Source organism: Enorma phocaeensis, from assembly GCF_016901575.1.
Lineage (GTDB): Bacteria > Actinomycetota > Coriobacteriia > Coriobacteriales > Coriobacteriaceae > Limicola > Limicola phocaeensis_A.
Genome location: NZ_JACJKQ010000013.1, coordinates 21,668 through 36,137, shown reverse-complemented (window position 1 = coordinate 36,137; position 14,470 = coordinate 21,668). Strand labels below are relative to the sequence as shown.

Annotated in this window: 10 protein-coding genes; 6 read left to right on the top strand and 4 right to left on the bottom strand. The window is 66.3% G+C overall.

Annotated features, from left to right (window positions below; translation table 11 throughout):
- The first annotated feature begins 169 nt into the window (after nt 1–169).
- Together H6A15_RS07435 and H6A15_RS07430 are read left to right on the top strand one after the other, a co-directional pair.
- A complete protein-coding gene (locus tag H6A15_RS07435; RefSeq protein ID WP_204673121.1) occupies nt 170–1,678 on the top strand; it encodes a GNAT family N-acetyltransferase in 1,509 nt (502 codons plus the stop codon).
- The gene (locus tag H6A15_RS07430) at nt 1,675–2,601 is read left to right on the top strand and encodes an ROK family protein (RefSeq protein WP_204673120.1); all 927 of its coding nucleotides are present in this window, start codon (nt 1,675–1,677) and stop codon (nt 2,599–2,601) included. Before H6A15_RS07435 ends, H6A15_RS07430 begins: the two co-directional genes overlap by 4 nt.
- 120 nt (nt 2,602–2,721) lie before the next feature.
- On the opposite strand, the gene H6A15_RS07425 is transcribed toward H6A15_RS07430, so the two are convergent.
- Complete coding sequence (locus H6A15_RS07425; protein ID WP_204673119.1) at nt 2,722–3,813, bottom strand: DUF871 domain-containing protein; 1,092 nt, start codon at nt 3,811–3,813, stop codon at nt 2,722–2,724.
- Between the two features lie 221 nt (nt 3,814–4,034).
- Here H6A15_RS07425 and H6A15_RS07420 point away from each other — a divergent pair, with 221 nt between their 5' ends.
- The 3 genes from H6A15_RS07420 (at nt 4,035) to proB (ending at nt 7,407) form a co-directional block, all read left to right on the top strand.
- The gene (locus tag H6A15_RS07420; RefSeq protein ID WP_204673118.1) at nt 4,035–4,517 is read left to right on the top strand and encodes a hypothetical protein; all 483 of its coding nucleotides are present in this window, start codon (nt 4,035–4,037) and stop codon (nt 4,515–4,517) included.
- A 102-nt stretch (nt 4,518–4,619) separates the two neighbouring features.
- Nucleotides 4,620–6,140 carry a nicotinate phosphoribosyltransferase gene (locus tag H6A15_RS07415; RefSeq protein ID WP_204673117.1) on the top strand — a complete coding sequence of 507 codons (1,521 nt, stop codon included), beginning with the start codon at nt 4,620–4,622 and terminating at the stop codon, nt 6,138–6,140.
- Between the two features lie 133 nt (nt 6,141–6,273).
- A complete protein-coding gene (gene proB, locus H6A15_RS07410) occupies nt 6,274–7,407 on the top strand; it encodes a glutamate 5-kinase (protein WP_204673116.1) in 1,134 nt (377 codons plus the stop codon).
- 498 nt (nt 7,408–7,905) lie between these two features.
- On the opposite strand, the gene H6A15_RS07405 is transcribed toward proB, so the two are convergent.
- Nucleotides 7,906–9,333 carry an alpha/beta fold hydrolase gene (locus H6A15_RS07405; protein WP_204673115.1) on the bottom strand — a complete coding sequence of 476 codons (1,428 nt, stop codon included), beginning with the start codon at nt 9,331–9,333 and terminating at the stop codon, nt 7,906–7,908.
- 128 nt (nt 9,334–9,461) lie between these two features.
- On the opposite strand from H6A15_RS07405, the gene H6A15_RS07400 reads away from it, so the two are divergent.
- The gene (locus H6A15_RS07400; protein WP_204673114.1) at nt 9,462–10,763 is read left to right on the top strand and encodes a glutamate-5-semialdehyde dehydrogenase; all 1,302 of its coding nucleotides are present in this window, start codon (nt 9,462–9,464) and stop codon (nt 10,761–10,763) included.
- On the opposite strand, the gene H6A15_RS07395 is transcribed toward H6A15_RS07400, so the two are convergent.
- Together H6A15_RS07395 and H6A15_RS07390 are read right to left on the bottom strand one after the other, a co-directional pair.
- Complete coding sequence (locus H6A15_RS07395; protein ID WP_204673113.1) at nt 10,760–11,377, bottom strand: HD family phosphohydrolase; 618 nt, start codon at nt 11,375–11,377, stop codon at nt 10,760–10,762. The two genes, H6A15_RS07400 and H6A15_RS07395, sit on opposite strands and share 4 nt — an antisense overlap.
- A gap of 204 nt (nt 11,378–11,581) precedes the next feature.
- Nucleotides 11,582–14,260, bottom strand: coding sequence for an S-layer homology domain-containing protein (locus tag H6A15_RS07390; protein WP_204673112.1), 2,679 nt, complete (start codon nt 14,258–14,260; stop codon nt 11,582–11,584).
- Between the last annotated feature and the right edge of the window lie 210 nt (nt 14,261–14,470).

The following is a 14,470-nucleotide window of genomic DNA, read 5'->3' as shown; positions in this document are numbered from 1 at the left end:
TGCAGGTCGCACCAAGGCGAGGTGGTCCAGGGGCTTGGCCCCGCGCTGCCGCGAGCGGCGCGTGATCGGGGAGCCGGCGCGGATTCGGTTATAATGAATTGCCGTTGTCGGCAGATACCTGCAGAGCAAAAAGCCGCGACGGCCGTCATCAGATGGGAGCATGTTGCCTATGACCGTTCGTCCAGCCCTGGAAGAAGACCTGCCGGGTATCGAGGCGCTCTATACGGCGGTCGTCGAGGACATGCACGGCGCCCCCTACGACGCGTATTGGGAGATGGGCGTCCATCCGACGCGCGAAGGCCTGCGCGACCGATGCCGGGCCGGAAACCTCTTTGTCGCCGAGGGCGACTCCCATCGGCTCGTCGGGGCGTTCGTCCTCGATGGCGAGCAGGACGCAGGCTACGAGCAGGTGCCCTGGCATGTCGCGGCGAGCCCCGACAAGGTCCAGGTGATACACCTTCTTGCCGTCGCGCCCGATGCGCGGGGGCTCGGCGTGGGCAGGCGTCTGGTCGAGGCCGCCGCGCACATCGCGCGAGAGCGCGGGGCGCGCTCCGTCCGGCTCGACGCCATCGCCAGCAACGCGCCGGCCGTCGCGCTCTACCGCTCATGCGGCTTTGCCGACCTGGGCGTGTTCTCACTCGACTATGCCGAGGACTTCTCGTGCGACGCACGCCTCATGGAACTCGATCTCGCCCCCGCGCGCCGGCTGCTTGACCCGGCATCGCTCGCGTCATGCGGGCTTTGCCCCAGGCGTTGCGGGGCCAACCGGGCGGCGGGGGAACGCGGGGCGTGCGGCGCCGCAAGCACCCTTCGTTTGGCGCGCGCGGCGCTGCACATGTGGGAGGAGCCTCCGATATCGGGCGATGCGGGCTCGGGAACCATCTTCTTCAGCGGCTGTCCGCTGAAGTGCGTCTACTGCCAGAACCACGAGATCTCGACCGGCAACTTCGGCATCGAGGTTCCCCCCGAGCGGCTTGTCGAGATCATGCTCGAGCTGCAGGACCAAGGAGCGCTCAACATCAACCTCGTGACGGCGACCCACTATGCGCACCTGCTGCCGCAGGCCCTCGCCGACGCCCGCCGACGTGGCCTTTCCATCCCCGTCGTCTACAACACGAGTGGCTACGAGCGCGTGGAGGCGATTCGGGAACTCGAGGGCCTCGTCGACATCTGGCTCACCGATTTCAAATACGCCTCGTCCCGCCTGGGGAGCGAGCTGTCGCATGTGCCCGACTATCCGCAGGTCGCCGCCGCGGCGCTCGCGGAGATGGCCTCTCAGGTGGAGCGTGCGGGCGGCCAGGCCTCGCGCCCCGACGGCACGTGGACGCGCGGCATCATCGTCCGCCACCTGGTGCTTCCGGGGCATGCCGACGATTCCTGCCGCGTGCTCGACCAGATCTGGGACGCCGCGGGCGACGTGCCCGTCTCCGTCATGAACCAGTACACGCCCAACGCCGCCATGCGGGCGGCGGGCGGGCAGCTCTCTCGGGCGGTCACGAACCAGGAGTATGAGCAGGTGCTCGACCATGCCGACGACCTGGGATTCACCACCATGTTTTGGCAGGAGGGCGGTGCCGTGGACGAGAGCTTCACGCCGCCTTTCGATACCACCGGCGTACTTGTGCGCGCCGACGCCGGGAGTGGCACCTTGCGCGCGGAGAAGGAGGACGCATCATGAGGCTAGCGGTATTCGATGTCGGCGGCACCGCCATCAAGTATTCGGTGATGGAAGGGGAGGGGGCGCCGGACCAGTTTTCTCAGCATGGCGAGGTTCCCACCCCGAACGGGCTCACCGAGACCCAAGAGGCATTCCTCACCACGCTCGAAGGCGTCTTGGAGCAGATGGGCCCTGTCGAGGGCATCGCCTTCTCGCTGCCCGGCGTCATCGACGTCGACCGCAAATACCTGCATACCGGCGGCGCGCTCATGTATAACTACGACGTCGACGTGAACGAATGGGAGCGCCGCTTCGGCTTGCCCGTCGAGGTCGAGAACGACGCTCGCTGCTCGACCATGGCAGAGCTCTCGGTGGGAAATCTCCAGGGCGTCACCAATGGAGCCGTGCTCACCTTCGGCACGGGCATCGGCGGCGGCGCGGTGGTGAACGGCGAGGTCTTCAAGGGGTCGCATCTCTATGCGGGCGAGGCGTCGCTCATGTACTACCGTATGCCCGACAAGGACAGCGCCGTGCGCGAGGAGGGGTCGTTCTCGACCGACTGCTCGACCTTCGGCCTGTGTCGCCGGGTTGCCGAGGCGAAGGGGGTCGAGTCCTGCAACGGCCGGGAGGTCTTTGCCTGGATCGAGGCGGGCGACGAGGCGGCGTGCCGCGTCTTTCACGATGTGTGCGACGGCATCGCCATCCAGGTGCACAACATCCAGTGCTGGCTCGACCCGGAGCGTATCTGCCTGGGCGGCGGCGTTAGCAAGAACCCGCTCTTTATCGAGGGGGTCCGAGACGCGCTCGACCGCTTTAACAAGGAGCTTCGCAATCCGTTCCCCACGGTCGAGGTCATGCCGTGCCGCTTCTTCAACGATGCGAACCTTATCGGCGCCTGCCAGCATTTCCTGAACATGCAGCGCAGGCGCGCCGAAAGCCGCTAGCAGCGAAGCCGCGAAGTAGCGGGACCGCGGGCGCAAAGGTGGCGGGGTCCTGGCTGATGCCGGGACCCCGCGCTCGTCAGGCTCCATGCCGTCGCGTTTGGGCCCGGTGCCCGGATGCCTCTAGGGGCGCACGAACCCAAAGGGATGCTCGGGCGCGATGTAGTCCAGCAGGAACAGCTCCTCGGCAGGGATGCGTCCCACCAGGTTGCGCGTGCCGTCGTTCTCGAAGTCGCGCAGCGCCACCTCGAGCTCGCCGCGGTAGTGGGCCATGTTGTCGTTGGGAACGAGCACGTCGCCGCGGTGGAACATGGGGTCGTCCCAGGTGCGTGGGGCGATCGAGCGCTCCTTGAACGCGAGCCGCGGCCATGAGGAGCGCAGCATGTATGCCGAGGCGTCGCCGCGGGTGGTGTGGTCAAAGTCCCAGATCACCTCGCGCTCCGCGTCCGTGATGTCGGGCACGGTGTCGATGCGCATGGTGACGCGCGTGGTGTCCACGGCGGCGAGCGCCGCGAGTTCGTCCTCGCTCGCAAAGCAGTTGCCCACGATGACGTCGTCGACAAGGCCGGAGGCCAGCAGGTGGCGTGCCTGCAGGTCGATGGGACGCCTGCGGTCATCCTCGCAGGTGGGAAGGCCCGCAAAGACCGGCCAGGGGCCGAAGGTCTCGGCTTCGCGGCTGCTCACGAAGGCGGCGAGCGTGAGGCCGAGCCCCTTGTACTGGGCGTTGCGCGCCTGGAAGGTCTCCTCCGAGAGGCCGGTGTAGGGCTCGGGGAAGAAGTTATGGCAAACGGTCATGGCGCGCGGGTCGGCGCCCCGGCGAATGAGCAGGTCCAGGCCGAGGCTGCAGCTTGCGTTGAACTCGATCTGGATGCCCTGGGGGTTGCGGGTGATCATGATGTCGCCCTGGTCTCCGAAGTGTCCGTCCAGGCGGATGATGTCGACCCCCATGCGCTCGAACGGCGTGAGGTCGAAAGGCGTCGCCCCCAGGCGCTCGAAGACGTCCTCGTTGGTGTCTACGGCTACCACGAAGCCCAGCTCATGAGCCTCGCGAACGAAGGAGCCGAACTCGGCGATGGTGTTCTCGGCGTCCTTTTTCACCGAGAGCAGGCAGGTGAAGATCCTGCTGAAGCCGTGCTTTGCCGCGAGCTGCATGTAGGCGCGGTCCTTCTCGGGGGTGGAGTGTTCTGGATACAGAGAGATTCCCAGCCTGTGCATGAGGGTCCTTTCGTTGCGTCTGCGCGGTCAAGCCGACATGTCTGATGACGGCCCGCGCGGACATGCGCGGCCGTTGCCCATACATGCCGCATTTTCTCACAGCGGGCACGCGATTGCAGCGCACAGGCAACCCGAACACGCGGGTGGCAGTGGTTGCGGGTATACTGCAAAGAACGCCATGACGCGGCAGACGCCGCCAGGATCGAAGAGAGGTTCCCATCGTGGCAGATCAAGATACGCCCCTAACCGACGCCGAGCGCGCCGAGCTCGAACAGCTTCGCGCCGAGAAGGCGCGCCGCGAGCGTGCCGAGCTCGAGCAGCTGCGCGCCGAAGCCGCCGGCACCGTTTCTGCCCAGGTACATCAAGAGGCCTCGGAGACTCCAGAACCAAATCCAGAGGCTACGGCAGGGCCTGCCTACGAGACCGCGGGCGCCGCGCCCGCATCGGAGGTACCACAGGCGCCTGCGCCTCAGCCCGCGGACGTGACGAGCCGTCCCGGGGCGGCGTCCTCGGAGGCGCATGCCGCTCCGCCGCGGCAGCGCGAGCGTTCCTTCGGAGAGCGGATGGTGCTTTCCGAAGGGGAGGACGAGGACGGCGTGCCCTCGATGCCGCCTGCGCAGAAGATCATCATCGCCATCGCGCTCGTCGCGTTCATATGCGGCGCGGTCTATGTCGCGCTGAGCAACGCCGGGGCGCTGGGATAACGGGACGCGTCGGGTCGGCGGCTTGTTCCGACCCGAAACACCCCGCGGGGCCGGGGCATGGCCGGCCTCGATGCGACATTCGCATGCGAAAGGAAGGTTCACATGGCACTGACAGATCCTGCCCGCCCCACCGACGTGGCGCTTCTCACCGATCTTTACGAGCTCACCATGGCGCAGGGCCTATGGGAGAGCGGCAAGCTCGAAGAGGAGGATTGCTTCACCGCGTTCTACCGCGACCATCCCTTCGGCAGCGCGTTCGCCGTCATGTGCGGCACCGCCGACCTGGCAGACCTGGTCGAGAACCTGCGCTTCGAGGACGAGGATATCGAGTACCTCGCGTCGCTCGAGGCGCCGGCGGGCGGGGCGCTCTTTAAGAAGGGGTTCCTTGAGTACCTGCGGCAGTTCCGTGCCCACGTGGATATCGACGCCGTTCCCGAAGGCGAGCTCGTCTTTCCGCGCGAGCCCATGGTGCGCGTCACGGGCCCCGCGCTCGAGTGCCAGATGCTCGAGACGGCGCTTTTGAACACCATCGGGTTCCAGACGCTCGTCGCCACCAAGACCGCGCGCGTGGTGGAGGCGGCCGAGGGGCGGCCCGTCGCCGAGTTTGGCCTCAGGCGCGCCCAGGGGCCCGACGGCGGCATGGCGGTGGCGCGTGCGAGCTATGTGGCGGGCTGCTCCAGCACCTCCAACGTGCTCGCCGGCCGCAAGTACGGCATCCCGGTGTTCGGCACCCATGCGCACAGCTGGGTCATGAGCTTCGACACGGAGCTCGAGGCGTTCCGCGCCTTCGCGCGCAGCATGCCCAACAACTGCACGCTGCTCATCGATACCTATGACGTGCGCGAGGGCGTGGAGAACGCCATCACCGTGGCACGCGAGATGGAGCAGCGCGGCGAGCGGCTCGCCGCCATCCGCATCGACTCGGGCGACCTCGCCAAGCTTTCGACCTATGTGCGCGGGCGCTTCGACGAGGAGGGCCTCTCCTACGTAAAGATCTCCGTCTCGAACGACCTCGACGAGTACACCATCCAGTCGCTCCTCGACCAGGGCGCGCCCATCGATTCGTTTGGCGTCGGCACCAAGCTCGCGACCTGCTACGACCAGCCGGCGTTGGGTTGCGTGTACAAGCTCGCCGCCCGCCGCGACCCGGGCGATGCGGGCTGGACGCCTGTGGTCAAGCTCTCCGAGCAGCCATACAAGCGCACCATCCCCGGCGTGCAGCAGGTGCGCCGCTACATGGACGAGGCGGGAAGCCCGGTGTGCGACATGATCTATGATGAGGCGTATCTCGAAGGCGAGGGCGGCGAGCGCGGCTGCACGCTCGTCGCAGTCAACGATGCCGCGCTGGTCACGAGCGTGGCGGGCATGCCGTATCGGGAGCTGCTGGAGCCGGTGGTTCGCGGCGGCGCCGCGGTTGCCCCGCGCGAGTCACTCACCCAGGCGCGCGCCCGCTGTAGCTCTGCGCTGTCGACGCTCGACTCCGAGTACAAGCGCTTCTTGTATCCCCAGTCCTACGTGGTCGGTATGGAGAGCGGCCTTGCCCGCGTGCGCGACGAGCTGGTGCGTGAGCGCCTCGTCGCGACCGGCTCATCCATGCCGTGGAAGGCCCCTCGCAAACGGTAGGGGATGCTTGCGGCATATTTCGCGGCGCGTGCGCCCGCATGACGGTGTTTTCGGGTGGCGTGGAGTCTTTCTCCGCGCCACCCGCGCGCTATAATGCCGCTGCAACGCTCACGAGCCGGACAGGAGATGTGCCATGGCAGCGCCCGCCACCCCCACCAAGACGATGGTCGTCAAGATCGGATCGTCGACGCTGGTGCATGCAAAGACGGGGATCGACCGCGCCTTTATCGCCAATCTCGCGCACCAGGCCGCAGAGCTGCGGCGCATGGGCTGGAACCTCGTGGTGGTAAGTTCGGGCGCCATCGCATGCGGGGCGCCGCTTCTGGGGTTTGAGCGCCGCCCGCACGACATGCCGAGCCTTCAGGCGTGCGCCTCGGTGGGGCAGTGCGTGCTCTCCGCCGTCTACGACGAGGAGTTCCGCTCCGCCGACCTTTTGACCTCGCTGGTCCTTCTCACCAGGCACGACACCGCCCGACGCAGCTCGTATCTGCATGCCCGCGATGCCCTCACGCGCCTCGTCGGCTTGGGCGTCGTGCCTGTGGTGAACGAGAACGACACGGTCACGGTCGACGAGATTCGCTTCGGAGACAACGATACCTTGGCCGCGCTCGTCTCCTGCCTGGTGTCTGCCGACCTGTGTGTCATCCTGTCCGACATCGATGGCCTGTATACCGCCAATCCCGCGCTGGACCCCACGGCAGAGTTCATTCCTAGGGTCGACAAAATCGATGCGAAGATCATCGGTTCCGCGGGCGACTCGTCCACGGCGGTGGGTACGGGAGGCATGATCACCAAGATCAGGGCCGCCCGCATCCTCATGACCGCTGGTGTGGAATGCGTGATCGCCAGCGGCGCCGCGGAGGACCCACTGGTGCGCCTTGCTGCGGGGGAGGCCGTGGGCACGCGGTTTGTCCCGCCTGCCGACCGGTTGGATATTGCGCCGCGCAAACTCTGGATCGCGCTGGGCGATGCCGCTCGCGGCAAGCTGACCGTCGACGAGGGCGCGGCGCACGCCGTGGTCGAGAACGGCTCGTCGCTCTTGCCGGTGGGTGTCACCTCGGTCGAGGGCGACTTCGCCACGGGAGACATTCTTGACATCTGTGACAGAGCGGGCTTCGTCCTCGCGCGCGGTCAGGCGGAGGCACCGAGTGACGAGCTCAAGCTCGCCGCAGGCCGTCATCAGGACGAAATCGCCCAGAACCGGCTGCTGGCCGCTCTTGCGGGCAAGCCTGCCGTGCATCGTGACAACATGATCGTCTTCGCCTAGCTTCGACGAGGATTTCCCTAGGGCCCTTATTTGAAAAAGAGGGGTCAGAAATATTGAAAATGCCACCAGTGGTCAAAATGCTCGACGATATAGCATTCCCTATGCTTATACACCGTCTCGAAGCGCTTGAGTTGGGGCCTCTTGCGTCTAGCTGGGTCCTTGCAAGGCATCTTCAGGTTTGATGTGCTGAATCTTGGGCATCTCATACCGATTTATGGATTGCCATGAGGTGCCTAATTGCTATTTCGTCGATACTTTTGACCAATCGATGGTAGACCCATTTTCCTGCTCGAAAAAGTGCTGCATATAAAGGGTGCTAAATGACGATTATATGCATAACGTCATTTAGCACCCATGATTTGCGGGGGAAGCGCGGAATGCGTCGTGGCTATGCAGGGTGCGAGCGCAAGGCGACCTTCGGCATCGAATGCCGCTCATTAACGAGTCTGGATCTGTGGACGCCAGATCGTGCGGCTGCTGAAGGGCTATCCAATCGTTCTACAACACATGCTTCAGGTCGCCGCGCCCCAGGGCCTCTTCAAAGATGTGCCTGAACACGCGGTCGCCATGAACGCCGTCGTGCTCGAACTCGTTGGTTACCCATGCATGGCTCGCGCCCACATGGGACAGCGTGTCGAGCGAAAGCCCCGCATCGACGTACATGTCGTCAAAGTAGACAGCGGCCTGGAGCGGCACGTCGTTCGAGGCGAGGCGCGCCAGGTCGTACACGGCGTCGAACTCGGTGTCCTCCATCAGCTGCTCCATGGCACCCGCGAAGGGCTTGAGCTCGGGCATCTGTTCGAACATCCAGGAGAAGCACGCCTCTCCGGTAAAGACGAGCGGGCGAGACGCCGTGTCGAATTCCTGGCGCGACGCCTTCTGGCGCTCGGCGGCCCAGCGGATGGGGCGCGTTGTGCCGTCCGCGTAGATGAACTCCTGCAGCGTCCAGTACAGAGGGTTCTGGGCGGTCGTCGTGCGCTGGAGCACGCTCATGAGGAAGCCGTCCGAAAGCTCTGCGGCGGCGGGGTCTGCCGGCACGGAGCCGTCCGCCTCCTCGAAGGCGTGGTCAAAGAGCCAATGCATGCGCTCAAAGCTGGGCTTCATGCCGAAGTCGCTGCCCAGAAGCTGCAGGCGCTCAACGGTGAGCGGGCTGCCATCGGGAAGGGCGACGGTGCCGGCGGCAAGGCGGTCGGCAACGGCCGCGACGCGCTCGACGTCGCCGGGATAGCGGCGATAGTACTGCTCGGTTTTCGACGCCATGCGCGGGAAGGTGTGCGCATAGACCTCATCGGCGTCGGCAGGCACGTGCGGAATGCCTCCCGTGACGAACGAGGCAGCGATGCCGGTGGGGTAGTGCGACAGATAGGAAAGCGTGATGAAGCCGCCATAGCTCTGTCCCAGCGTGGCCCACGGCGCGCCGCCAAACTCGGTGAGCCTGAGGTACTCAAAGTCGCGCACGATCGAGGGCGCGAGAAAACGCTTGAGATAGTCCGCCTGGACCCGCGCCGGGTCTTTCCCCGCGCACGCGGCGGCCTGCCCCAGCGCGTCCATGGTCCTGCCGCTCACACGGCTGCTCCGTCCGGTGCCACGCTGGTCGGGAAGCACCACCCGGAAGTGCTTGATGGCCTCCGCGATCCAGCCGTCGCTTGAGGGCGAGGTGGGACGCGGCCCCTCTCCGCCAGGCCCACCTTGGAAGAACACCAAAAGCGGCAGGTTGTCATGGACATGTTCGGGTGCGCAGAGCACGCGGTAGAACAGGCGGATCGATTCGGGCGCGCCGGGCAGCGGGTCTGGAAACGCCCCGCGGCGCATGTTCATGCCCAGCGCCAGAAGCGCCGGCTCGAGTCCGCGCCAATCGAGCGGCACGTCGATGGCATGGTCTTCGACAAAGAGGCCGGGTGCGTAATAGCTCGCGAGCTTGGTCATGATCGTCCTTTCAAAGCGGTGCGTCAGGTTACGGGAGGTGTTGATGCTGATATGTTGCGTGAACTCAGGGTACACTCAAACGAAGCAAGGCGCATCGTCACGATGTTGAGAATAGGGGAGGTTCTGATATGGAAGACATTCAGGCATATGTGACCGAGCTCGCCCGCAACGCGAAGGAGGCCTCCCGTCCCTTGGGCTTTGCAAACAACGAGGAGCGCGTCGGAGCCGTCCGCGCCATGGCGGCGGCGCTGCGCGAGCATGTGGAAGAGATCGTCGCGGCGAACTCAAAGGACATGGATGCCGCGCGTGCCGCGGGTACGAGCGAGGGGCTGCTCGACCGCCTGCTGCTTACGCCCGAGCGCATCGAAGGCATGGCGCAGGGTCTTGAGGCGCTCTGCGACCTGCCCGACCCGGTGGGCCGGGTGCTGGAGAGGCGCACGATCGATTGCGGGCTCGACCTGCAGAAGGTGAGCGTGCCGCTGGGGCTCGTCGCGATGGTCTACGAGGCCCGGCCCAACGTGACCTCCGACGCCGCGGGCATCTGCATCCGCACGGGCAACGCCTGCATCTTGCGCGGCGGCTCGCTTGCGCAGCGCTCATGCGTGGCGATCGCCCACGTGCTTTCCGACGCGGTCGCCGGCTGCGGGTTCCCGGCCGAGGCGGTCACGATTATCGAGACGACCGACCGTGCCGCGACAGGCGCCCTCATGAGCCTGCGCGGCATCGTGGACGTGCTCATCCCGCGCGGCGGCGCCGGCCTCATCCAGCGCTGCGTACGCGAGGCCCAGGTGCCCGTCATCGAGACGGGTACCGGCAACTGCCACGTCTACGTGCACGAGTCCGCCGACTTCGAGAAGGCCCGCGCCATTGTCATGAACGCGAAGACGCAGCGTGTCGGCGTGTGCAATGCCGCCGAGTCCCTGCTGGTGGACGAGTCGGTCGCCCGGGAGTTTTTGCCTCGGATGCTCGGAGAGCTCGCGCGCGCCGGCGTGACGCTGCATGTGGACGCGCAGGCGAAGGCCGCCGTCGAGACCGCCTCGGAGGGCGCGGATGAAAAGGCGGCCACGCTTGCCCGCATGGTCGACGCCACCGAGGATGACTGGGGGCGCGAGTATCTGGCGCTTGAGATGAGCGTGAAGTGCGTCTCGGGTCTGGACGAGGCGGTCGCACACATCAACCGCTATGGAACGGGCCACTCAGAGGCCATCGTCGCCCAGGACCAAGACGCTTGCGAACGCTTCTTGCGCGAGGTCGACGCGTCGGCGGTCTACGCCAACGCGAGCACCCGCTTTACCGACGGCGGCGAGTTTGGGCTGGGCGCCGAGATCGGCATCTCCACGCAGAAGCTGCACGCGCGCGGGCCGTTTGCGGCGGAGGCACTCACCACCTACAAGTACGAGGTGCGCGGCGACGGCCAGGTGCGCCCCTAGGCGAGCGGCCCCTCGGTCTTGCCGAAGGTGTCGCGGTCGGGGGCAAAGGACTGCATGGCCTCGATGGTGCGCGCAAAGAGCTCGTCGAGCTCCCAGCCGAGCATCTCGGCGCCCTTCTTGATGACATCGCGCGAGACGCCGGCGGCGAAGCGCTTGTCTTTGAACTTCTTCTTGAGGGATTTCATGTTGAAGTCCATGACGCTCTTGGAGGGGCGCATGACCACGGCTGCGCCGATGAGGCCGGTGAGCTCCTCGGTGGCGAACAGGATCTTCTCCATCTGGAGCTCGGGCACGGGGAGCGTCCTGTTGAAGTCGCTCGTGTGGCTCTGGATGGCGCGGATGAGCTCGGGAGAACCGCCTGCCTCCTCGATGAGCGGGGTGGCGTAGAGCGTGTGGTTCATGGGGTCGTCGGAATGCTCTTCCCAGTCGAGGTCGTGAAGCAGGCCTACGATCCCCCAGAACTCTTCGTTCTCGGGATCGTATTCGCGCGCGAAGTAGCGCATGACCTGCTCGACGGTTTCTCCGTGCTCGATGTGGAACGGGTCTTTGTTGTGTGCCGTGAGCAGCTCGAAGGCGGCGTCGCGGGTGAGCCCTGCGGAAAGCGTTTCTGCCATGGTGTCCTCCTTGTCGGGACCGATACGATGCGCGCCGCAGCTGGATGCTGCGGCGCGCGAGAGTGCTGTCGTGTATCATACCGCGCCGCGGTGCCGCCGCCCCAGCCGGTCTCGGCGGGCGGCCGGGGCGCCATACGGCGCGGGCACCTCCAGATTCCCTAACGTCGTGACGTGGGGAGTCCGGAGGCGCGCCGAAGCGTGCCTCTACGAGATGCGCATGAGCACGGTCGCGGCCTGTGCGCGGGTAAGGCCGTCGAGCGGCATGAGCTCGCCCGTCTGGTCGTTGCCGGTAAAGACGCCCGCCTCGGTCGCCCACTGCATGGCCGCCACGGCCCAGGAGCTCGTCTCAAGGCCGTCCGGGAACGAGGACAGGTCGCCCGTCCCGGCGGGTTCGCCCTGCATCCGCCACAGCACGATGGCCATCTCCTGACGGGTGATCGTGTCATGGGGATAGAACAGCGGCTTGGTCGAATCGCCCGAGAAAATGCCCATGTCCGTCGCCCAGGCGACAGCCATGGAATACCAGTCGTCCTTGGCGCAGTCGGTATAGCGGTCAAGCGCCGACGTGTCCCACTCGGGTTCGCCGGCCATCTTGTAGAAGATCGCCGCCACCTGCGCGCGCGAGAGCGGGTCGTCGGGGCCGAAGGTCGGCACGGGCGTGTTGTCGTAGCCGGTCATGTAGCCTTGGCCGATCGCCCAGTCGACGGGGTCGTGGTACCACTGCGAGGTGTCGACGTCGAAGAAGTCGTTGCTGGGACACAGCTCGCCGCCGTCGCAGGAGACCACGAAGTGCCCGGTCTCCTCGTCGAGCGTGACCTTCTGGCCGTCCGCCAGGTTGGATTCGTCGATGACGTCGTCTTCGGGGGTGATGTACTCGCCGGCGTACAGGTTGCGCTTCAGCATGACGGTGAACAGGTCGTCGTTCACCTTCGCCACGAAGGTCTTGGGGACAAACTCGATCGGGTTTGCCGTGTAGGTGCCGCCATATACCCTCAGATACGAGGATGCCGGGGAGCCCGACGCCTGCGTGAAGGGTGCTGCGGTTCCGGTGCGGAAGTAGCCGTCGTTCACCTGTGCGGTGCCTGCGCGCCCGTTGTGGACGACGGCGGAGCCGCCAGAATAGGTGCCGCCCTCGATGACGAGCTCTGCCGGCGAATAGGTCGAGGCCCCGTTGTTCTCGATAAGGGCCGCGGACGCGTCGGAGAGCATGACGGTCGCACCGGTGCCAACGGTGAGGTCGCCGTGGTTGTCGATCACAGGCTCCGCCGTTGCGCCGGACGCGTCTTCTCCCGCAGCGGCGGCGGTCCTGGTGATGAGGCCTCCGTCGAGCGCCACGATGCCGTGCTGCTCGTTGACCAGGGTGGGATGGTCCGCGTCCGGCGAGGTGACCTGGCCGGTGTGGCCGCTATCCGTGAGCGTGAGCGCGCCGCGGTTGGAGATGGCCGGCCCGTCGACAGAGGTGATGGTGTGTCCGGCAAGGTCGAGGTCGAGTACCGCGCCGGCGGGGATCACGACGTCTTCGGTCACATCTTCCGTCAGCGCCACGGCGTCGCCGTCGGACTCGGACGCCGCGTTGCTCACCGAGTAGTAGTAGCGACTGTGCTCGTCTACGACGGGGGCGCCCTCCATGGGGGTCACGCCGTCGGCAAAGGTGTTGCTCTGCGCGGTGAGCGCCCCGCAAGAGGGGGCGATGAGCTCGATGCCCGTGGCTGAGGCGAACGAGAGCCCCTCGACCGTGACCGTTCCGTTGGTGCGCGCTCCGTCGGCACCCAGCCGCACGCCCACCTCTCCGTCGACCGTCGCCACTGCCCCGGCGATCTTGCGCACGGTGACCCCGGTCGCGTTGGTGATGCTCGCGCCCACGATATTCGAGGCCGCGCTGTCGATGCCGGCGGCGTTGGCGACCGACATGCCGTCGATGACGAGCCCGCTCACGCCCTGCCCGCCGCCCGTGGCGGCGTCTCCCGCGACGTCGACCAGCCGATACCCGAAGCGCGTCGTCGCCGACGCGACGGGGTTCTGCGAAGACGTGACGGTAAGGCCGCATGAAGAGATGTGCAGGTCCTCGACCACCTGCGCGCTGCCGAGGACCTCGATGCCGCGCCACGTGTGCGCTGTGCCGTCGGGAGAGTCGGCTGCGCTGAGCGCATCCATGGTGAACGACGTGTCGGAGATGAGCGCGTCGTCGGTGTCGCCGGACACGCGGATGCCGACGCGGTCTTCCGCATTGCTTGCGAAGGGCGTGTAGACGCCTTCCGCGGTGGCGCCGCCTCCCGTGAAGGTGAAGCTGCAGCCTTGGACGCGCACGTTCGACGAATCGTTGAGCACAAGGCTCGCAAAGTCTGCTGAGGCGGTGTCGCCTGCCGCACCGCGACGTTCAAAACGCAGGTTGGAGACGGTGGTCCCGTCGGCGTTCTCCAAGGTGAGGGTTCCGGCGAGCATGGCGGGGCTCTGCGCGTCGCAGGTGATGACGATCGCCTTGTCGCGGATCACGAGCGCCTCGGTGTTGGGGGAGCTGGCGCGGAGGACGGTCACGGTGTCGCCGCTCTCGGCGGCGTCGATGGCCGCCTGGACGGTCTCGTACTCCACGCCGTCGAGCGATGCCGCGGCAGGGGCATCGGGGGCGGCGGGGAAGTCGTCGCCGGGTGTCGTCGTGTCGCCGCTTTGGTCGCCGGTGGCATCACCCGGAGTTGTAGTGTCCGTCTGGTCTTGGGTCACCGCCGAGTCGTCGGCGGCGTCTGCCGGGGCGGCGGCTACGCCCGCGCTGTCTGCGCTCGGGCTCGCCTCGTCAAGCGCGAGCGCCGCCACGGGTGTGCCGAGCGCCAACGCGGAGGTCGCGAGCGCCAGGGCGACGGTCCTCCAAGGAGCCTTCTTCAATCTCATCGAAGCACCTCTCAATCCGTCCTATACAGGACACGGCCTCGAGGCGTCGCGTGTGGCGCCCGGGCCGGGAACCAGCTGTTTTACTCTTTCTCTATTGTATATGCGCGTGCGGACACAGATGCCCGCGATGGGCCGTGAAGGCGTTTTTCTCGATATGAGAAAAGCCGGCGGTGTCGCCGGCTATCCTGTCTGTAAATCGTCTCTTTTTTT